This is a genomic window from Gracilimonas mengyeensis, assembly GCF_900182705.1.
Classification (GTDB): Bacteria; Bacteroidota; Rhodothermia; order Balneolales; family Balneolaceae; genus Gracilimonas; species Gracilimonas mengyeensis.
Genome location: NZ_FXTP01000020.1, coordinates 1 through 20,536, shown reverse-complemented (window position 1 = coordinate 20,536; position 20,536 = coordinate 1). Strand labels below are relative to the sequence as shown.

The 20,536-nt window shown below is 45.0% G+C and carries 17 protein-coding genes and 4 tRNA genes; 12 read left to right on the top strand and 9 right to left on the bottom strand.

The features are described from left to right. Positions 1 to 44: 44 nt before the first annotated feature. The 3 genes from FN815_RS17745 (at position 45) to FN815_RS17735 (ending at position 5,641) form a co-directional block, all read left to right on the top strand. Positions 45 to 1,412, top strand: coding sequence for an AGE family epimerase/isomerase (locus tag FN815_RS17745; protein ID WP_142456177.1), 1,368 nt, complete (start codon positions 45 to 47; stop codon positions 1,410 to 1,412). Between the two features lie 198 nt (positions 1,413 to 1,610). Continuing rightward, positions 1,611 to 4,322, top strand: a complete 2,712-nt coding sequence (gene acnA / locus FN815_RS17740; protein ID WP_142456176.1) for an aconitate hydratase AcnA — start codon at positions 1,611 to 1,613, stop codon at positions 4,320 to 4,322. An 89-nt stretch (positions 4,323 to 4,411) separates the two neighbouring features. Beyond that, a complete protein-coding gene (locus tag FN815_RS17735) occupies positions 4,412 to 5,641 on the top strand; it encodes a histidine kinase dimerization/phosphoacceptor domain -containing protein (protein WP_185957369.1) in 1,230 nt (409 codons plus the stop codon). A gap of 29 nt (positions 5,642 to 5,670) precedes the next feature. Here the strand turns inward: FN815_RS17735 and FN815_RS17730 are convergent, their stop codons facing one another. From FN815_RS17730 to FN815_RS17690, 9 genes are all read right to left on the bottom strand, one after another. Continuing rightward, positions 5,671 to 6,834, bottom strand: coding sequence for an FAD-dependent oxidoreductase (locus FN815_RS17730; protein ID WP_142456174.1), 1,164 nt, complete (start codon positions 6,832 to 6,834; stop codon positions 5,671 to 5,673). After that, a complete protein-coding gene (locus FN815_RS17725) occupies positions 6,818 to 7,516 on the bottom strand; it encodes a class I SAM-dependent methyltransferase (protein WP_142456173.1) in 699 nt (232 codons plus the stop codon). Before FN815_RS17725 ends, FN815_RS17730 begins: the two co-directional genes overlap by 17 nt. A gap of 4 nt (positions 7,517 to 7,520) precedes the next feature. Next, a complete protein-coding gene (locus FN815_RS17720) occupies positions 7,521 to 8,630 on the bottom strand; it encodes a type III polyketide synthase (RefSeq protein ID WP_142456172.1) in 1,110 nt (369 codons plus the stop codon). Positions 8,631 to 8,943: 313 nt separating this feature from the next. Further along, entirely contained in the window at positions 8,944 to 10,317 is a 1,374-nt protein-coding gene (locus tag FN815_RS17715; RefSeq protein ID WP_246075348.1) for an MATE family efflux transporter, read from the bottom strand. Positions 10,318 to 10,353: 36 nt separating this feature from the next. Beyond that, positions 10,354 to 14,238 carry a sensor histidine kinase gene (locus FN815_RS17710; RefSeq protein WP_142456171.1) on the bottom strand — a complete coding sequence of 1,295 codons (3,885 nt, stop codon included), beginning with the start codon at positions 14,236 to 14,238 and terminating at the stop codon, positions 10,354 to 10,356. A 46-nt stretch (positions 14,239 to 14,284) separates the two neighbouring features. Continuing rightward, positions 14,285 to 15,268: a 2-hydroxyacid dehydrogenase gene (locus tag FN815_RS17705; protein ID WP_142456170.1), complete on the bottom strand. Its 984-nt coding sequence runs from the start codon at positions 15,266 to 15,268 to the stop codon at positions 14,285 to 14,287. 24 nt (positions 15,269 to 15,292) lie between these two features. Beyond that, positions 15,293 to 15,712 (bottom strand): ribosome silencing factor, encoded by a 420-nt coding sequence (rsfS, locus tag FN815_RS17700; protein ID WP_142456169.1) that lies wholly within the window; start codon positions 15,710 to 15,712, stop codon positions 15,293 to 15,295. A gap of 10 nt (positions 15,713 to 15,722) precedes the next feature. Beyond that, complete coding sequence (locus tag FN815_RS17695) at positions 15,723 to 16,190, bottom strand: LytR C-terminal domain-containing protein (RefSeq protein ID WP_142456168.1); 468 nt, start codon at positions 16,188 to 16,190, stop codon at positions 15,723 to 15,725. 10 nt (positions 16,191 to 16,200) lie between these two features. After that, positions 16,201 to 16,722, bottom strand: a complete 522-nt coding sequence (locus tag FN815_RS17690) for a hypothetical protein (RefSeq protein WP_142456167.1) — start codon at positions 16,720 to 16,722, stop codon at positions 16,201 to 16,203. A 167-nt stretch (positions 16,723 to 16,889) separates the two neighbouring features. Here FN815_RS17690 and queA point away from each other — a divergent pair, with 167 nt between their 5' ends. The 9 genes from queA to FN815_RS17645 all read left to right on the top strand — a co-directional run. Then, complete coding sequence (gene queA / locus FN815_RS17685) at positions 16,890 to 17,945, top strand: tRNA preQ1(34) S-adenosylmethionine ribosyltransferase-isomerase QueA (RefSeq protein ID WP_142456166.1); 1,056 nt, start codon at positions 16,890 to 16,892, stop codon at positions 17,943 to 17,945. 2 nt (positions 17,946 to 17,947) lie between these two features. Continuing rightward, positions 17,948 to 18,640, top strand: a complete 693-nt coding sequence (ispD, locus tag FN815_RS17680; RefSeq protein ID WP_142456165.1) for a 2-C-methyl-D-erythritol 4-phosphate cytidylyltransferase — start codon at positions 17,948 to 17,950, stop codon at positions 18,638 to 18,640. Beyond that, on the top strand, positions 18,637 to 19,122 hold the full coding sequence (gene ispF, locus FN815_RS17675; RefSeq protein WP_142456164.1) for a 2-C-methyl-D-erythritol 2,4-cyclodiphosphate synthase: 486 nt from the start codon (positions 18,637 to 18,639) through the stop codon (positions 19,120 to 19,122). The genes ispD and ispF overlap by 4 nt, the downstream gene beginning before the upstream one ends. Further along, entirely contained in the window at positions 19,122 to 19,769 is a 648-nt protein-coding gene (locus FN815_RS17670) for a DedA family protein (RefSeq protein ID WP_142456163.1), read from the top strand. The genes ispF and FN815_RS17670 overlap by 1 nt, the downstream gene beginning before the upstream one ends. 66 nt (positions 19,770 to 19,835) lie before the next feature. Then, positions 19,836 to 19,911 (top strand) — tRNA-Thr (locus FN815_RS17665). A 137-nt stretch (positions 19,912 to 20,048) separates the two neighbouring features. Continuing rightward, positions 20,049 to 20,131, top strand: a tRNA-Tyr gene (locus tag FN815_RS17660). A 7-nt stretch (positions 20,132 to 20,138) separates the two neighbouring features. Further along, a tRNA-Gly gene (locus FN815_RS17655) sits at positions 20,139 to 20,211 on the top strand. Between the two features lie 7 nt (positions 20,212 to 20,218). Then, positions 20,219 to 20,290, top strand: a tRNA-Thr gene (locus tag FN815_RS17650). Positions 20,291 to 20,339: 49 nt separating this feature from the next. Further along, positions 20,340 to 20,536 (top strand): GTP-binding protein (locus tag FN815_RS17645; protein WP_246075346.1); only part of this gene is annotated, 197 nt, incomplete at its 3' end.

Below are 20,536 nucleotides of genomic sequence, written 5' to 3'. Positions count from 1 at the left end.
TCAATTTGTTAGATTAAAGTAAAATGCGGAATAAAAGGACATCAATGAAAGCAATAAAGCTTGTATTACCGGCGGCTGTTTTACTAATGTTAATCACTGCATGTGGGCAATCGCCAAATCTGGAAGAGCGCATGCGGTATGCAAATGAGATCGAGGTTTCACTTGAAGCTGAGCTGCTTGCCCCCTGGTATCCCAAGGCAGTGGATAAAGAGTTTGGAGGCTTCTTAAGTGCTTTTACGTATGATTTTGAACCCGCCGATCAGCAAAATAAAATGATTGTGTCGCAGTCACGACACGTATGGACCAATGCAAAAGCGTCTCAGCGTTATCCCGAAGAAGAACATTATCTTGAAGCAGCTCGTCAGGGCTTTGAATTTCTAAAGGATAAGATGTGGGATGCGGAATTCGGCGGGTTTCATACTATGGTAACACGAAGTGGTGAGGTGATCCCTCAGAAACCGGCTAAAACAGCCTATGGCAATGCCTTTGCAATATATGGATTGGCGACCTATTACGAGGCATCAGGCGATGAAGAGGCACTGGAATTAGCCAAAGAAGCCTTTCTGTGGCTGGAAGAGCATAGCCATGATCCGCAATACCTGGGGTATTTCCAGCATTTGGGACGGGATGGTACACGGATTCGCAGAAGTGCTGATACTCCATCAACCTCTGATCTTGGCTATAAAGATCAGAACAGCTCCATTCATTTGTTAGAGGCTTTTACAGAACTCTATCACGTGTGGCCGGATGAGCTGGTGGCTGAGCGGCTGGAAGAAATACTGGTGTTAATTCGTGATACCATCGTAAATGAACACCATTCGCTTACTCTATTTCTGCAGCCGGACTGGACGCCCGTATCCTTCCGGGATTCCTCCCGCGGGGTGATTGATGAGCATTATTACCTCGATCATGTCTCCTTTGGGCATGATGTAGAAACGGCCTTCCTGATGCTGGAAGCTTCCCATGCATTGGGACTCGAGGACGATACCATCACCCCGAAAAAAGCAAAGCAAATGGTAGATCACTCGCTGCGTAATGGCTGGGATGCGCAAGACGGTGGTTTCTATGATGCCGGGTATTACTTTTCAGGGGATGATACCCTGACGGTGATCCGCCAAACCAAGAACTGGTGGGCGCAGGCAGAAGGGCTGAATGCATTATCATTGATGGCCCGGCTTCATCCCGATGATGAGATGAAGTACTTCGAAAAGTTTAAAAAGCAGTGGGAGTACATTGATAAATACCTAATTGACCACGAGCACGGAGGCTGGTATGAAGGTGGGCTTGACGAGCAGCCCGAAGCTAAAGAACGCATGAAAGGCCACATCTGGAAAACAACCTATCACACTTACCGCGCAATGGCCCAATCTATAGATATGCTGCGGGGTAAATTTGAGCTATTGGATGAGTAGCTAACGCTGTTTGTTAACCGTAGTGATAAGAATACGTGGGAATTAAGGCCTGATAAAGTACATCAAGTGTACTGTTAGATCCGCAGATATCTGCCCTATAAATCGCATAACTATAAACTATGTGAACGGCTCAACAAAAACGCCAAAAAAATTGTACCTTTAGTTCCGGAAAAAGTAAATCCAAATTTGATCTAAACTATGAGCGATAAACTGAAGCAAACCAGAGTTGAATTTGAAACCGGTTCGGGCAAGGCTTTTTTGCACAGCCTTCCAAAATTGAAAGAACTGGGTTATGACAATATTGATAAACTTCCATTCTCCGTTAAGATTTTATTGGAAGCCGTTTTACGTGAATTTGACGGCTATGCAGTAACGGAAAAAGATGTGGAAGCATTGGCTAATTATGATGCCAAAAACCCACAGGGAGAAATTCCCTTTAAACCATCCCGCGTAGTACTGCAGGATTTCACCGGTGTACCCGCTGTAGTAGATTTAGCTGCACTACGGTCTGCTATGAAACGGATGGGTGGAAAAGCTACCGACATCAACCCGCAGGTTCCTGTGGATTTGGTGATTGACCACTCCGTTCAGGTTGATATGTTCGGGCAGGATTATGCGCTCATGTTTAATGTTGAGAAAGAAATGGAGCGTAACCGCGAGCGTTACGAATTCCTGAAGTGGGGTAAAGAAGCTTTTGATAACTTCCGTGTGGTACCTCCGGGACGTGGTATCGTTCACCAGGTAAATCTTGAGTACCTCGGTCGCGGCGTATTTACCCGCAAAGAGGAAGACGGTTCGGTAACCGCTTATCCTGATACGCTTGTAGGTACCGACTCACACACCACCATGATTAACGGTCTCGGTATTCTTGGCTGGGGCGTTGGTGGTATTGAAGCGGAAGCTGCTATGCTGGGTCAGCCAATTTCTATGCTGGTGCCTGAAGTAGTAGGTATGAAACTGACTGGAAAACTTCGTGAAGGAGTGACTGCAACTGATCTTACACTGACTGTAACCCAAATGCTGCGTAAGCATGGGGTAGTTGGTAAATTTGTAGAATTTTATGGGGATGGACTTAGCAATATGAGTCTGCCCGATCGCGCAACTATTGCCAATATGTCTCCTGAATACGGAGCTACCATGGGCTTTTTCCCTGTTGATGAAGAAGCATTGCGCTACATGCGCCGTACCGGTCGTTCTGAAGAATTAGTGAACCTGGTTGAACAGTACACCAAGGCGCAGGGACTATTCCGCACAAATGATACTCCCGATCCTGAATTTTCTTCTACTCTTGAGCTGGACTTGAGCACGGTAGAAACATCACTGGCCGGACCTAAACTGCCACATGATCGTATCACGCTCAGCAACATGAAGAAGTCTTTTGAGAATTCGCTGACCAGCGATGACCCAACTATGGGCTTCAATATGGAGCAAGAGAAACTGGCCAACAAAGGGCTGTATAAAAACGGACAGGAAATTGAGATGAAGCACGGCGATGTAGTTATTGCCGCTATCACGTCCTGTACCAACACTTCGAACCCAAGTGTAATGCTGGGTGCCGGAATCGTGGCTAAGAAAGCATACGAAAAAGGACTTGAAGTACCAGCGTATGTGAAGACTTCTCTTGCGCCTGGTTCTCGTGTAGTTACTGAATATTTGAAGGAAGCCGGTCTTACCGAATATATGGACAAGCTTGGTTTCAACCTTGTAGGTTACGGATGTACCACTTGTATCGGTAACTCTGGTCCGCTGCCTGAAGCTGTAGAAACAGCCATTAAAGAAGGCGACCTGATTGCGGCCGGAGTACTTTCCGGAAACCGTAACTTTGAAGGCCGGATTCACCCTTGGGTGAAAGCCAATTACCTGGCTTCCCCGCCGCTGGTAGTAGCGTATGCACTGGCTGGTAGCGTGGACATTGATCTGGCCAACGAGCCACTTGGAAAAGACAAGGAAGGCAACGATGTATATCTGAAAGACATCTGGCCAACTACCGCAGAGATTGCCGAACACCTGGATGCTGCAATCCGACCGGAGCTGTTCGAAAAAATGTATGGTGATATTTTTGAATCACCTACCTGGGAAGAAATTCCTGTATCTGGTGGCGACCTGTTTAACTGGAGCGATGAATCCACATATATTCAAGAACCTCCGTTCTTCATGGGCATGTCGGAAGATCCCGATCCCATCAAACCCATTAAAGGTGCACGTGCACTGGTTAAAGTAGGAGATTCCATTACCACGGATCACATTTCTCCGGCTGGTAACATTGCCGAAGATTCACCTGCAGGTAAATACCTGAAGGATCACGGTGTTGAGAAATCTGAATTCAACTCCTACGGTTCTCGTCGCGGTAACGACCGTGTGATGACCCGCGGAACCTTTGCCAATGTTCGTTTCAAGAACCAATTGGCTCCGGGCACTGAAGGTGGTTATACCAAGTACTTCCCAGACGACGAAATCACGACTATTTATGATGCGTCACTGAAGTACAAAGAATCCAATACGCCACTTGTAGCCCTTGCCGGCAACCAATACGGAACCGGATCCTCACGTGACTGGGCGGCCAAAGGTACAGCACTGTTAGGTGTTGAAGCGGTAATCGCGACTTCTTACGAACGCATCCACCGTTCCAACTTAATCCAGATGGGCGTACTTCCGCTGCAATTTAAAGAAGGTGAAAGTGCTGACAGTCTTGGACTGGATGGCTCAGAAACCTTTGATATTCATGTGGACGATGATGTACAGGCCCAGGATGAAATCAAAGTAACGGCTACCAAAACTGATGGTGAAGAAATTAACTTTACCACCGTTTGCCGTATTGATACCCCGGTTGAGGTAGATTATTACCGCAACGGCGGAATCCTGCACACCGTACTGCTGGATTACTTGAAACGCAGCAAAGCGGAAAGCTAATAGCTGCTGAAAATCTATATTTACAATTCAAAGCACAGTCTTTTTAGGCTGTGCTTTTTTTATTGGTAAGAATTCAGCTATTTTAAAATTTGGATTTTGGGTGGATAAATTCCATTATTAATAGGTCTATCAAAAAAAGGGTTACTCGTATTACTAAAAACGACGTCAATATTACTCATCATTTTCCGGGAACATCCAGAAGTAAGGATTTACTGCTTCGTGTAGTTGAAGGCATAAACCGAACTTTTGAGCTTAAAGAGTTACTGGTTAAAAGTATGGAAGCTGCAAAATTGGTGATGCATGCAGAAGCAAGTTCACTGATGTTGCTGGATGAAACCACTGGCGAATTGAATGTCAGTATTCCTACCGGACCGGTTAAAGAAGAAATCATCGGAAAAACTATACCCCGTGACCGAGGTATCGGTGGGTGGGTTATCAGGCATAACAAACCCTTTGTATCCAATGATATAAGTGATACGGAAGTTTTTTGGAAGGACTTGTCTAATGGTTTTACCACTCGCAACATTCTTTGTGTGCCACTTAAAGATGATGAGGGAGAGGCTTTTGGTGTTTTACAAGTACTGAATAAAAAGAAAGGGCTGGTATTTACCCAAAACGATATTTTCATTTTTGAGCTGTTGGCCTTGCACGTAAGTAATGCCATCCAGCGCTCAAAGAAATATGACGCCCTGGCCAATAAACTTGAAGACTGTGAACTCCAATTGTCAGAGATTCACCATCGGCTGAAGAATAACTTAGCCACGATCTGTGCCTTGCTGGAATTGGATATAGCGGAAATAGATGACGAAGTTTCGCAGGAAGCCCTTGCCGCTGCCAATACCCGGCTGAAATCAGTAGCAGAGGCTCATACACTGCTTTATAACCAACAGGATGCGGGGCAAATTGAATTATCCTCTTACCTCGAGGCCGTATTGCGAAATATTGAGAATGTGTTTTACAATTCGGAAAAGGAGATATCAATCACTACTCGTTTTGAGGCTTTAAAGATTGATGCAAACCGCGGGATGCTCTGTGGCCTTATTGTGAATGAATTGCTTATAAATGCCTATAAACACGCTTTTGTGGGACAAAGTAGTGGTGAGGTTGTGATAACGCTCAAGCTCTCTTCTTCTGGAAAAGTGATTTTTATGATTTCGGATAATGGCGTAGGCTTCGATCAGAACAAAGGATCCGACAGGGATAATGGCGGACATTTTATTGTTGAAGCTCTCGCTCAAAAACTAAAAGCCGACATAAACTTTGCCACCAACCCGAATATAGGTTCAACCTGTATCGTAAGCTTTCCTTTTGAGATGTAGAACTGCTTTCGGAGTAACACATTAATTTTTCAAATGAGCCCTTTCTCCAGGTTTTGCATGGTAAACATGCCGGCTGTTTTCTTTTGCAGGATAGGGCTAAGCATCAGTTTTACAGCGAAATTTCTAAACACAGGCCAGCTAACTTTTCTTCCCAAACGCATGTTTAACTCTGCACGGCGGGCTGCTTTCTTGACAAGATGCTGCTGTTGAGTAGTATAATTTACACCCGGTGTTTTTTGGTGAAGATGATCTGAAAGATGGTCGGCAAGTGCCCTTGCATCCAGCCAGCCCAGGTTCATTCCCTGCCCGCCAATGGGACTTACCACATGCGCTGCATCACCAGCCAGAAAAACAGAACCCTTTTGAAAAGTCTCAGCCATATACTGCTGCACCCCAAAACTGCTGAGCATAGTATGCCGCACGTCACTGATATCAAATCCAATGCGCCCTTTTACTTTTTGCGCCAGTAAGCCTGCATTAGGCTCAGCGATGTAATCAACGGTTTTTACTACCCAGCGACGCATACCATTGGGTAGGGGGAAGGATTCAATAAGCCCGGCTTTGGGCAGGAAGACAGCGGCATCGTTTCCAAAAGTGGTGGTATCCTCAAAATCTCCCATAATGTACGTATCGGGATAGCGCCTGCCGTTGAAGGCAATGCCTGCCTGTTGACGCACCATGCTGTTTTTTCCATCACAACCTACAAGAAACCGGCTGCTTATTACCTGTTGTTCTCCTTTGGGGTGATTTGTTTTGTATCGAACAGCTACTTCCTCACCGGTATCCTTGTAGCCTTCAAACTCCACCCCGGTAATCAACGCACTTCCGTCTAACCGATCCAGTTCATCCCGCAAAATAGATTCGGTGGTAAACTGCGGACAGGCCAGAATGTAAGGATGTGTTGCCTCCAAATTGATAAAAGAAATTTCTCCAAACTTTCCATGCTCAGAGAGAGCCAGTCCTCTGCTGATTTTTATGCCTTGGTCCAGGAAGGTTTGTGTAATCCCCAACTCATCAAATAAAGACAGTGAAGGTGGATGAATGCCCAGCGACCGGGAATCAGGTACCGGTTTTTCGCGTTTCTCAAGTACCCTGCATTCAATACCTTGCTTGAGCAGACACAGGGCCAAAAACAGCCCCACCGGACCACCTCCTACAATTACTACCGGGATATGTTCAGTTTTCTGGTTCATACACAGCCAATAATCGGAAAGGGAAAAGAGGTTTTACCTGCCAGCCATTTGGAACCACTCGCCGGAGTTCATCTCGCGTAAAGCTGCGTTTGATAGAGGTCAGGCCATCTTCCGTAATAAAAGACTTTCGGAAAAGGGGACGGGAAAATACATTGAACAGTCCGTAGCCGATGGCACTCCGTTCAATATCATTAAAGATAACTTTTTTCCTGGCAAGCGCCGAGGTTTCCTGCATCATGTCCACGGCTTGCGAATCCGTAAGATGATGTAACAAATGGTTTGAGATAACAAAATCAAAAGACTGTCCCTTTTCTGCCAAGGCGGAGGAGGAAGTTTGCTGCCACTGTACGGGAGCTTTTGGGCGATTTTTTTGCACAAAACGGAAGGCCCGCGGATCAGGATCGATGGCGGTAACAAAAAGGTCAATACCATCTTGCCGAGCCCATTGTTGCATGCGTACGGGCAGGTCGCCGCCGCCAAAGCCGATATCCAACATCGTGTACGGTTGGTTTTGCTGCATCAGCGGACGGATCTCTGACTGGTATACTTTCTTCCACCGCGCCAACAACCGGTTGATGAGCGAAAATTGCCGGTAGGTATTCTCAAGTCGTTGCGGGTCGCAATCCTCCCGGTCCATGTGTTCTACGAGATGCGGCTGCCGTTCTGCGAATAATCTTGGCATGACCCTACTTATTTTCTTCGGGCTGATGAACACGCAGCAGCCCGCTTTCTATGGTTAAACCGGGGCCAAAAGCCATCGACAGAATTTGTTGGTTAGGAGAAAGTCCGGCATCCATCATGGTTTTCAAGACAAATAGTATGGTGGCACTGCTCATATTACCATATCGGGACAATACCTGACGGGAAGCCTTGAGTTGATCGGGCTGAAGTTCCATGGTCTGCTCTATTTTGTCGAGTATGGCCCGACCGCCGGGGTGCAGGGCCCAGTGGTCAATGTCATCTTTCGAAAGCTGCAACTGCTGGAATAAAGGCTCCAGCACCGGCTGCATATTTTTCTGGATGATGTCGGGCACGTACGAGGAAAGCACCATATTGAATCCGGTATCCCCAATGGTCCAGGCCATGTCTTTTTCGGCATCAGGTACCAGCGAGGAGGCAAAATGCTGAAATTCTAGCGCTTGTTTTTGGGGTGATTGCGCCGAAACCAACAAACCGGCCGCGCCATCTGCAAATACAGAACCCGAAAGTAGATGATCAATATCATTATTAAACTGGAAATGCAGGGTGCACAATTCAGCGCTTACCAACAGCACCACCGCATCAGGGTCGGCCGTACAAAAAGATTGGGCCATTTTCATGGCGGGGAAAGCCCCGTAACAGCCCATAAACCCAACGTGAAATCGTTGAGTGGAAGGGGAGAGACCGAGAGACTTAACGAGCTCATAATCCGGTCCCGGCGCATAAAAACCTGTACAGGAAACGGTGATGACATGGGTAATATCCTCTTTAGAAAAGGAGGTCCTGCCTTCTAACAGTTTTTGTCCGACTTCTATGAACAGTTTTTTAGATTCCTGCTCATACACCTTGTTTCGAGCCGAAGTGCCGGGATTCTCTTTCGCCTCTCCATTAAAAAAAAGAGAACCATGGTGATTATCTACAAAATCCTCAATCACCGAATGCCGTGTCTCAATACCGGATTGCGAATAAATGCGGTGAATGATAGCCTCTGACTTCCGGTCGGTGCTCACATGCTGTTTCATTACCTCCCGGATATGTTGCTGCCGGCTGGCATGGGGCGGAACGGCGGTGGCTATGTCATGAATATAAACAGGCATATATATTGGTTAGGTGCATTTAAATACCTTAAACCTTTTGTTTGTTCCGTTCATTCAGTATTGATTTTGAATGATGATGAATTAATTTAGTAGTCAGCAGTCAGACTACTCTGGTTGAGAGTTTCCCCGCTTGGGCGGGGATTAAGGGGTGGGTTAATGGTGTAAAAGACTATCTGTTACTTTGAAGACATTACTACAGTCCTTTTTGCTCATCCCTAACCGCCGGTTGAGAATGCCTGCCGGAACCTCTGGTTCAGAATTGGTTGATTGGGAGCGAAATTCCAACCTACAGCAACCAAAAATCACCTTAGCCCTACTTTGTAAGCCGGTGGAAGCGAATATTATGCAGCACGGCGGCTACGGTTAAGCCGCAAATTAGTCCAATCCATAAACCCTCGGGGCCGTAGCCGAGGTGGATGCCCAGCCCGTATCCGGTGGTAAAGCCCACCAGCCAGTAGGAGATGAAGTTGACAATCATGGGCAGGCGAGTGTCTTTGAGTCCGCGCAGGGCACCAAAAGCACCGACCTGCAAGCCGTCGGAGATCTGAAAGATGGCCGCCATAAAGATGAGGGAGACGGCGGTGGTAGCTACTTCCGGATCATCCGTGTAAATGCTGATAATGAAATCTGGTACCAGAAAGAGGAGGATGGCGGTGAGCGTCATCACCCCTGCACACATCACAATACCAACATATCCACGAAAGCGCGCATTTTCCATAGAACCCTGGCCGATGGAAAACCCTACCCGCTGGGAGATGCCAATGGACAAGCCAAAGGGCACCATAAACATGGTAGCTGCAACATTGATGGCAATTTGATGGGCCGCAGCTGCTTTTACGCTCAGGGTACCCATCAACAAACTAACAGCTGCAAAAAGCAGTACTTCCATAGCAGAACTGATGCCATTTGGAATACCCACACGAATGAGTTCACCGATGTATTCCCATTCCGGTCCTTTGGTACGGGCAAAAATATTGAAGCGTTTGAAAGGTTCGAAAGAAGCGGTAAAGCCAATGAACACAACAGCACCAAAAAAGTTAATGAATGTGGTAGCATATCCCGTTCCCACCGCGCCCAGCGCAGGAAACCCAAGTTTGCCGTACATCAATACATAATTGGCGCCTACGTTTAGTACCAGGCTGGCGGCGGCAATGTACATGGCAGGCTTTGTGACGGATAATCCCTCACTAAAATAACGCACACCAGCGTAAGCCAGCAAAGGCAGCATCCCCCAGGATATGGCTTTCAGGTATCCGTCGGCAATGGGAATGATTTCCGGGGTGACGCCTACCAGGCGCATTACAATATCCAGGTTTCGGATGAGGAAGAAGGTAGGGATGGCCAGCATCAGCACCAGCCAGAACATTTGCCGGGCACTTTTACCGATCTCGTCGAACTTACGCGCTCCTAAAAATTGTGAAACCACCGGGTTTATGGCTATCAGGGTGGCCATACAAAAGATTCCGATGGGCACGTAAATGGAGTTCCCAATTGCTACAGCGGCCAGGTCTAGCGCTGAAAGGTTTCCCGCCATTACCGTATCGGTAAAATTGAGGCCCATGCGCAGCAATTGTGTGGCAATGATAGGGCTGCCTATGGCCAGCAGGGTGCGGCTTTCTTTCTTTATTTCTTCGTGTAGATGTTGCATACCAATAGAGCCGCCCAAGGTACGGACTATTATATGCAAATGATAAGGTTTAAGATTAGAAAAAGGTGGGCGGTGTTATTCCTGTTCTTTTAAAGGCAGCTCAATAGTAAAGGTAGTACCTTCACCTGGCACGGAAACGAGAGTAATGGTACCATCGTGGGCTTCAATAATTTTTTTAGAGATAGCCAGTCCCAGACCGGTGCCGCTGCTTTTAGTGGAGAAGTTTGGTACAAATATCCGATCTTGGTGTTCTTCTGCAATACCTTCACCGTCGTCAATTACTGAAATCTGTACTTTTTGTTTTTCTGTATCAACCCGTGAAGCGAGGGTAATGTTGCCTTGTGATTTAGGCATTGCCTCGTAGGCATTCTTTACCAAATTTATGAACACCCGCCGCAGTTCGTCTTTTACGCCAAGAATCCATATCTCAGAATCGGCAAGATCTTTTCTCATTACCAGTTTTTTCTCTGTTTCGTATAAAGCAGAGACAGAAAGCAGCAGTTCATTCATTTCTACAGGCTCAAACTCCTGGTCGATAGGTTTGGCAAATTTTGAGAAATCGGAGGCGATTTGGCTTAAAGATTCAATCTGCTCTATCATATTCGCCGTAATTTTTTTGACCTTTGGCCGAGCCTTGGCCAGATCCTCTTCCGTTGATTTCAGCTGACGCTCCAAATGCTGTAGGTTTAACTTCATGGGAGTGAGCGGATTTTTTATCTCATGGGCCACTTGCTGTGCCATTTCTTTCCATGCTGCTTCCCGTTCGGCCCGTGCAAGATCTTCCCGTAAATCCTGTAACCGATACACCATTACGTTGTAGGCATTGGTGAGGGAACCAATTTCATCCTGGCTACGTACCGGTAAGGTGGTTTCAAGGTTTCCGTCTGAAATCTTTTGCAAGCCTTCCCGAAGATCTTCAATGGGGGCCGTAAGCCGAGATGAAATCAACGCAGCACCAACGATAAAGAAGCCAAAGATAATTGCATATAGCCCCAGCAAGTAGCTGGTAGTTGAAAGCAATTGCTCGTTGAATTTTGGTGCTTCCAAAAAGGTAGGAATTGCTACTATACCCGCTATATTCCCGTCATCATCTTCAAAAGCCTGATACCCTTTCAGCAATGGTTGATCACCCAGGGTGATCATATGCGTGGTTTGATAATTTCCTTCCTGAATGAGTGCTTGATAAACCGGCCAGTGAAGTACATCCGGCAATAAATGTTGTTGATAAATTTGATTGGTTGTAGATGTTTTCAGTGTTTTGCCACTGTAAATACTGGCATCTGCATCCAAAGCGGAGGTGAGCTGAGTAAGTTGAGTTGGAAATTCATTTGGGTCGACCGGAGGCTGAGACGAGAGAGTTTCTGCGAGGTTATCTACTTTACCCAATAGCTGGTCCTGAATATTTTTTTGGTTTTGATCTTTAATGGCATAGTACGTGGCAGTGGTGAGGGCCATCAGACAAAGCAGAGAAGCCAGTATAAAACGGTCAATAAGACGATCACGGAAACGTTGGTTGTGGCCTAAAATGTTTAGATCTTCTCTGTGTGAAAAAGCGGCGAGTACAATCAAACCAGTAATGAGCAGGAAGAAAAAATATCGAATTATAGAAAACAGGTGATTTTCCAAACCGGGGTGTACAGTTGCGGCCCGAATAATGCGGTTGGGTGAAGTAGCTATGAAGTACTCTCGTATTTTTTGACCGGCAATTTCATGAGTTCTAAAGAGGGTTGAATCTTCATGGACAGAATCGATAAGTGTTTGAGGAAGCCGTGAATACCCGGGTAGCTCAAGGGGAATACCCGCCACCGTATTTCGTGCATTTTCGCCGTCAACAAACTCAGTTACGTTGATAGAGGCATTCCAGTCTTCGTTGCCCTGTGCTGCAAGTACAGCACGAATCGGCTTTTCGAATTGGGGCCGTTCCCGGTAAACCGAGCACAAGATCCAGCCAATGCGTTCGGTTGGGCTTTCAAAATCATACAATGGGATCCATGCCCTTCGGAAAGAAGAGTAGTTACCGCTTTCTTCATCAAGTGGGCGTTCTCTTACAATGGGTCTCAGGTTGTCAATCCGGATCCGTTCTTCCTCAAAGGGGATGACCAGTGATAGTATGTTGAAAGCACGAGTCCAGGCAGGGGAATTGATATCGGAGGTATATTCTCCGATGATTTGGCCGGAGTTATCTACAAGCTGTGTTGAAATCGAAAAAGCCTCCCATTCTGTTGAAATAAGTTGTTGGGTTTGTTGGATAAAAATATTTTCAACGATAGCCGGGCGCTCAATGAAGTCACTTTCAGATAACCCGGAAAGGTTTTGCTCGAGGTTGGTTAGCAGTTCTGTGGCAATAATTTCTGCCTGAGATTCCTCTTCATCTACAAAAAGCCTCGCCGCTTCCTGCATTTGACTATTGAGATGTTCTGAGTATCCTTTATAGATTGAGATATAAGTGATTGCTACAGTAATACTACTGAAAAGCATCAGCATACGCATGCGGGAGGTATAAGAGAAAAGAGCCGGATTTCTTTGAATGACATAAATTAATATCAATATCACTATAAAAAAGATAGAACTGGTAGTAAATAACCAATACTGGCCAATAGGAAGGGCCGACAATTGAAGCATCAGAAGTATATCAGCTGCAAAGCCACCGAACATGGTTGCAATAGAAATAGTAGGAGATAACGTACTGGATTTCAGAAGAAACCATCCTAAAAGAGTGAGTAACACAGTAGCAGAAATGGCAAATATCCCCGAAAAGACATAGAATATGATGGTCTGCCAGGTAGGGAAAACATCCAGATCTAATACAGTTATACTTGTTTCGGTAAATAACTGATACGTTTCTGACAGATAAAATAGCAATAGAGAAAAACTCAGGAACCCAAAAAGAGCTGAGATGAGATAATTCAGGTTTTGGTCTTTATCTTTAAAGGTGATTTTATTTTTTAGAAAAGGGGAGAAAGCGGTGGAGGTAATGAGTAGGATAAACAGGGCATGTAACCCGTATTTAAGCAATGGCCGGATTTCCGGCATTTGTCCCTGGCCCAGGGCTCGTATAAAGCCCAGCCAGCCAACTCCGTATTCCAAGTTTGCAAAAAATAGCCATGCTATAGTAATAGCCAAAAGCTTTAAGAAAAGAGACTTCCAGGTGCTAAAGGTTTTGGAGATTTCAACCAGAAAAAGGGTAAACAATAATATGATAACGCCATAGAATACCGCCCGATACAGAAAGTTTAGGTTTTTCTGATATTGCTGATAGGATTGATCATCCTCAGCCAAGGTATAAATAACCCCGGCTGAGTCGATGCTTTGAGTGGATAGCGTGGTTTTAAATTGAGCGTTTTCAGATGCTTCCTGAAAAAAATGAAAGTGTACCGGGTAATCACTGACACTCTGGAAAAGTTCTGAGGCTTCAAGTTCCGCATTGTCGCCTATGGCCAGAATGTTGTTTTGTTGTATCTTTTTTTTGATGACCACCATGTAGTGATGAGTAGTGTCGGCCCCGGAAATCTGAAATTGGTGGGCATACTTTAAGTAGGTAACATTATTGGATTGCCCTATATCAACGAAAGTGGTCGAATCGGTTGGCACGGCAGTGCTGTCGTATTCCAGTTCTCCAAAACCTTCCCAAATCCACAATTCCTTATCTCTGAACACAGAGATTCCCCAAAAATCGTACTGGCCCATAATGCGATTGTAAATTTGTTCGGGGGAAGCATCCGTTCGGATGTGATCGGTTAGTTGATTGGTAATATCCTGGCTTTGGTAAACAAACTGTTGCTCAAATTCTGCAAAGTTGCCCAATGCAGCACGGATTGCTTCCTGTGCCAGCTCGGCTTGCCGTTCCTCTGAGATTTCCTGATTGGCAACCAGTAACTCAAAAAAGCCATAGGTAAGCACTGCAAGGGCCAAAAGGATGGCTACGATCCAGGTTCTGTTATTTGGGGGAGGAAGGTTCAAATGGGGTGGATTACGCTCGAATTAATGAAATGAATATGAGCTATATTCAGGGACGAATCAAGTTGGGAACTTCCGAAGCCAGTTTGCCTTCCAGAATATCAGCAATGGCTTGCGCAGCGAGCATACCAATGGCTTCGCGAGTTTCATGGGTAGCACTGGCAATATGGGGCAACAAAAGCGTATTGGGAGTTTTAAGTAATTCAGGATTCACTTCCGGCTCATTTTCAAAAACATCAAGGGCAGCTCCAACAATCACTTCTTCCTTCAAGGCCTTGGCAAGTTCAGCCTCATCAATTACAGCTCCCCTTGAGATATTAACCAACAAGGCATGCTCAGGCATAATTTCCAATAAATTACGATCTACCAAATGATGGGTTTCTTCCGTCAAAGGACAGTTTAGACTTAGTACATCGCTTTGCCTGGCAAGTTCGTAATGATCGGCTATGTAGGTAGCTTCCAGTTCCTTTTCGATCTCAGGGTTGATGCGGCTACGGTTATGATATTTAATTTGCATTCCAAAAGCGCGGGCACGTCGGGCAAAAGCTTGGCCTATTCGTCCCATACCTATAATGCCGAGTGTTTTGTTTCGCAATTCCATCCCCAAAAAGCCAAGCGGTTCCCAGCCGGTAAAATTACCTTCACGAAGGTAAGCCTCGGCCTCATTGAATTTCCGGGAGAGGGCCATAAGTAATCCCATGGCATAATCGCCACAAGCTTCAGTTAATACATCCGGTGTGTTGGCCACTTTTATACCCAGTTCATGGGCGGTTTCCACATCAATATTATCGTAACCCACCGCAAAATTGGCCACAATCTTTAAACGGTCTGCAGCTTCTAACACCCTTTTATTCACAGGATTAGAGAGCATGCATAACAGGGCATCGTACCCTTTAATGTCCCTTATTAAATGCTCTTGGTTCTGATAAGTGCCTTTTTCTCCAACAGTGACTTCCCCATGCTGTTTTAGAAAGTCTATAGCTTTTTCGGGGATAGGCTCTGTAATAAGTATGCGATGAGTAGTGGAAGGCACTCTGAAGAGTCTTTAAATTACGGTTTATTCAGTTTCTTCTTCGGCTATGTGAGTGACCTTTGCATCATTCCACATCCGCTCAATACCATAATACTCTCTTTTTTCTTTACTCATGATATGAACCACAATGTTTACGAAATCAAGGATGACCCACGCTCTTCCCTGAAGACCTTCTTTCTTCCAAACGCGCTCACCTGATTTTTCTCTTAGATCTTCTTCCACAGCATCAGCAAGAGCTTTAATCTGAACATCAGAAGTACCGTGACACACCACAAAATAATCGGTAAGAGTGGTTAATTCAGATACATCCAATACAGTGATGTCTTTCCCTTTTTTACTGGCAAGGGCTTCGGTGACGAGTTCCACGATTTGTTTCGAATCGGGGCTGTCTCCAGAAAAAGCATGTTCAAATTGTTGTTTTGCCGGCTGATTAATATTTGTCATAAAATGTATTTTATTCAGAATTTAGATTTTCGTAATCGTGACCTATGATCACACTTACATCCAGGTAAAAATCAGGGGATGATTCCCGGAGTACATTTTCTCTGGATACTCCCAGAGCATCTGCAACGCGATAGGCATTATCCATAACGCCACTTCTTGATATAATCATAGTTTGTTGCAGGTCAAAAGTTTCAAAGTTGCCCGTTTCTACCACATCAAAGCCATTTGATCTTAACAAGCCCGTGTAAGCATTGGCAATTCCGTTTACCCCGCATCCGTTAAGCACTTCAATTTGGATAATTTCGCTGATAAGTCCGGATTCCACTTCTGCCCTTTCATTAAAAATCCGTGGGTAAACAACACGGGTGAAAAGAGCGGCTACCAAAACCAAAAGCAGCACGCTAAGAAACCCAATGGCAGCATTTAAAAAAAGTTCGTTATTAGAGGTAGAAGAGCTTGTGCCGTTTGTATCTGCCATCAACTAAAATTTAATACCAAGGTCTGAATCGGTCGTACCGGTCATATCTGTCAAAACCAAAGCCACTTCTAAATGGGCTGTAACCGTATCCGCCGGGAATTTGCTGATACTGAAACCGGATATGTGCATTATCATTAATTTGATAATTCAATTCTGCATTCCGGATCATAATTTCGCCATTAATTCCGTTGTTGGTATCAACAAAATCAGATCCACCAAATGGAGAGTGTAAGAATGAGACATCCAGGCGCCCTGTGAGGTTTTCAGTAAACAGAAAATGCATGGTATTGGTGTATGCATTCACGTTTTGGTAGGATCCGGCCACAGAACCAAAACTCATGGAATAGGAATGACTCATTTTCACCCTGTTCTGGAAGAAGTCGTTTAACCCAGACTGTACCGTAGGTGCGTTCTTGTTAATTATTGGACCGGTATACTCGTAGTACGCATCCAGGTTTTCTCTCAGTTGAGCAGAAAGCTGCAAGCTGATAAAGAGGGAAAAAATAAAAGTAAGTGTAAATATCTTTTTCATAGCGCGTGATAATATTTCTCGTTCAACGCCTAAACAATTTGTTAAGTATAATCATTTGGGGAATAATAATAAACAAGGCGAGTTGCGGGCTTTCTTTGAAATCGCAGAAAAAAAAGGCTATCTTATTCAACTTTTCTAACCGTACTGAATAAATTATATAAAGCTAGATGAAGCTCACCGATTTTAAATTTGAGATTGACGATTTAAACGTACCCGAAGAACCGCTGGAAAAAAGAGATTCAGCCAAGCTCATGGTGCTGAATCGTGCTGAAAAAACCATCGAACACAAAACCTTTTCTGATATTCACGAATATGTGAATGAAGGTGATGTGGTTATTTATAACAATACCAAGGTATTTCCTGCTCGTTTAAAGGGAAAGAAAGAAAAGACTGAGGCAGATATTGAGGTGTTTTTGTTGCGCGAGCTTATGCCTGAAAATATGCTCTGGGATGTACTTGTAGAGCCGGCGCGTAAGATTAGAATTGGTAACAAGCTTTATTTCGGAGAAGAAGACGATGAGTTAATGGCTGAGGTGGTAGATAACACGACCTCTCGTGGACGTACCATCCGCTTTTTATATGAAGGCCCCAATCAGGAGCTTTATGACAAATTGGATGAGTTGGGTATGATGCCGCTTCCTCCGTATATCGAAAGAGAACCGGTTGAGGCAGATAAGGAAAGATATCAAACTATCTTTGCTACTGAGCGTGGCGCTGTTGCTGCTCCAACAGCTGGTATGCACTTTACACCAGAGCTGGTTAAAAAAATTGAAGATAAAGGTGCAGAGTTTTTACCCACCACCTTGCATATTGGATGGGGGACTTTCCGAAATGTTGAGGTTGAAGACCTTACCAAGCATCGCATGGACTCGGAAAACTATTTCATTTCCAAAGATACTTCTGACAAGATCAATAAGGCGCTGAAGAGCAAGAAGAATAAAGTAATTGCTATTGGTACTAGCGCGGTACGTACCATCGAAACAAGCGTGATGGCCAGTGGGATGTCAAAACCAGGCACCGGCTGGACCGATAAATTTATTTATCCACCGTACGAATTTAAGATTACCGAAGCATTGATTACCAATTTCCATCGTCCCGAGTCAACACTGTTGATGTTAGGCGCAGCCTTTGCCGGTTACGATTTCCTGATGGAAGCCTACGAAGAAGCCAAGGAAAAAGATTACCGAATGTTCTCCTTCGGTGATGCAATGCTTATTATTTAAAGATGGCTAAACTGTCGGTCATAATACCGGCGGCCGGGTCGGGTGAACGTATGGGAGCGGATATCCCTAAGCCTTTTTTAGAGCTTGGGGGGCGTTGCATTTTAGAACACACCATATCCCGGTTTTTGAACGTCAGAGATATTCACCAAATCGTGATCGCTGCGTCATCGAATTATCTTCCCAGGATTGAATCATTATTTAAAAACTTTGAAGAGGCTTCGGTTTCCTATCTTGCAGTTGAAGGGGGTAGTGAGCGACAGTACTCTATTTATAATGCTTTGCAAGTAATAAAAGATGAAGTAGAGCTGGTAGCTGTGCACGATGCCGTTCGGCCCTTCATTCGCTCCAGCTTAATCGAGAAATGCTGTGAAGTTGCAAGCAAGGTAGGGGGCGGAGTAATTGGTGTGCCAGCTAAAGATACTATTAAGCAGGTTGATGAGGGGCGCAATATTACAGCAACTCCCGATCGTTCTAAACTTTGGCAGGCACAGACTCCACAAATATTTCAAAAAGAATTATTAATAAAAGCCTATAATTCTGCATTAGCAGATGATTTTGTAGGTACGGACGATGCTTCGCTGGTAGAACGAATTGGCGGCAATGTTCAGATGGTGGAAGGGGATAGAAAGAATCTTAAAATAACCTATCCCATTGATTTAAAAGTTGCAGAATTGATTTTGAATAATCAGCTATGAGTGAATTCAGAATTGGATACGGCTATGATGTGCATCAGCTCAAAGAAGGCCGCCCTTTAATCTTAGGAGGGGTTGAAATTCCACACCATGTGGGTCTCTTAGGTCATTCTGATGCGGATGTATTGCTTCATGCCATTACGGATGCCCTGTTGGGTGCTTTGGCATTAGGCGATATTGGTACTCACTTTCCGGATACGGATCCTGAATTTAAAGGCGCAGATAGCCGCAAATTGCTTCGTAAAAGTTATGAGCTGGTTCAGGGCAAAGGGTATACCATTGGTAATATCGATGCCACAGTGATAGCAGAACGTCCAAAGCTAAAACCCTATATTGATGAGATCAGGAATAATATTGCCGATGATCTAAAATGTGAAGTAGATAAGATCTCAGTTAAAGCAACAACTTCCGAGAAAATGGGTTTTGTAGGTAAAGAAAAAGGCATGGCGGCGCATGCGGTAATACTTATCAGGAAAAGTCTCTGATGGCAGACCAAATAGTACAGGGTATAGTAGATTGGATTGAGGTGGTACCTCCTATAGCTATGTACCTGATGTTTTTTGCCATTGCTTACATTGAAAACCTGTTGCCTCCCATACCAGGTGATGTAATTGTTGCCTTTGGAGGATATTTGGCTGCGGAAGGTGTAATTCAATTATTTCCAGTTTGGAGCTTGACGGTGGTTGCTTCTGTTGCCGGCTTCATGACGATGTATTGGCTCGGTTTTATATGGGGCGAGCAGATTGAAAATAACCGCGAAAGCCATCTTTTGCTACGTTTTTTGGATTACAAGCATTTCCGCAGAGGGAAGCGCTGGATGCTGAAGTGGGGGCAAGGTGTTGTGATGGCTAATCGTTTCTTAGCTGGTACGCGCTCGGTAATCGCACTCACAGCAGGAATGTCACGCTTACGAATTTGGCCTACTACGCTAAGCTCTTTGCTCAGTTCGGTATTATGGAACACTTTACTTTTGGCTATGGGTTGGGTGATCCGCGATAACTGGCAAATTATCGGTGAATATTTATCAAATTACGGTAAGATAATTCTGGGATTAATCGTACTTTTCATAGCTATGAAATTCGCCAGCTATTGGCGAACAAAATCAAAGGCAAAGAAATTAGAAAAAGACTGAAATTTTTATCGAAATCATGTTGACAATAAAAGTTAACATGCGTAATTTTGGAGTCTTTCGTGAAAAGCCAGTGTAGCTCAGTTGGTAGAGCAACGGTTTTGTAAACCGTCGGTCATCGGTTCGAATCCGGTCACTGGCTCCAAGCTCTAAAAAAGTTTGGTTTGTAGGGTGATTATTCGTTAAAAGAATGGTAACTTTGCAGGCCGCGCAACATTCAATACTCCCAAGTGGGTGATGCGTTTAATTTTATTTGAGTTTACGGATTTTTGAAATGTTGATGGGGGGATACCAAAGCGGCCAACTGGGGCAGACTGTAAATCTGTTGTCGTGAGACTTCGCAGGTTCGAATCCTGCTCCCCCCACGATCAAGCGAGCGTAGCTCAATTGGTAGAGCGTCACCCTTCCAAGGTGAATGTTGCCGGTTCGATTCCGGTCGCTCGCTCAGCTTCGCCGATATAGCTCAGGGGTAGAGCACTTCCATGGTAAGGAAGGGGTCGTCGGTTCAAATCCGACTATCGGCTCAGGTCAATTATAGAATTTGAAAACAATACTTAACTAAACAGCTTAATCATGGCAAAAGAGACCTTTCAGCGAACCAAGCCCCATGTGAATGTGGGAACCATTGGACACGTAGATCACGGCAAAACTACTTTGACAGCAGCTATTACAACTGTAATGGCTAAGACCTATGGTGGAGTGGCCAAGCAATTTGCAGATATCGATAACGCTCCTGAAGAGCGTGAGCGCGGTATCACCATTGCCACGGC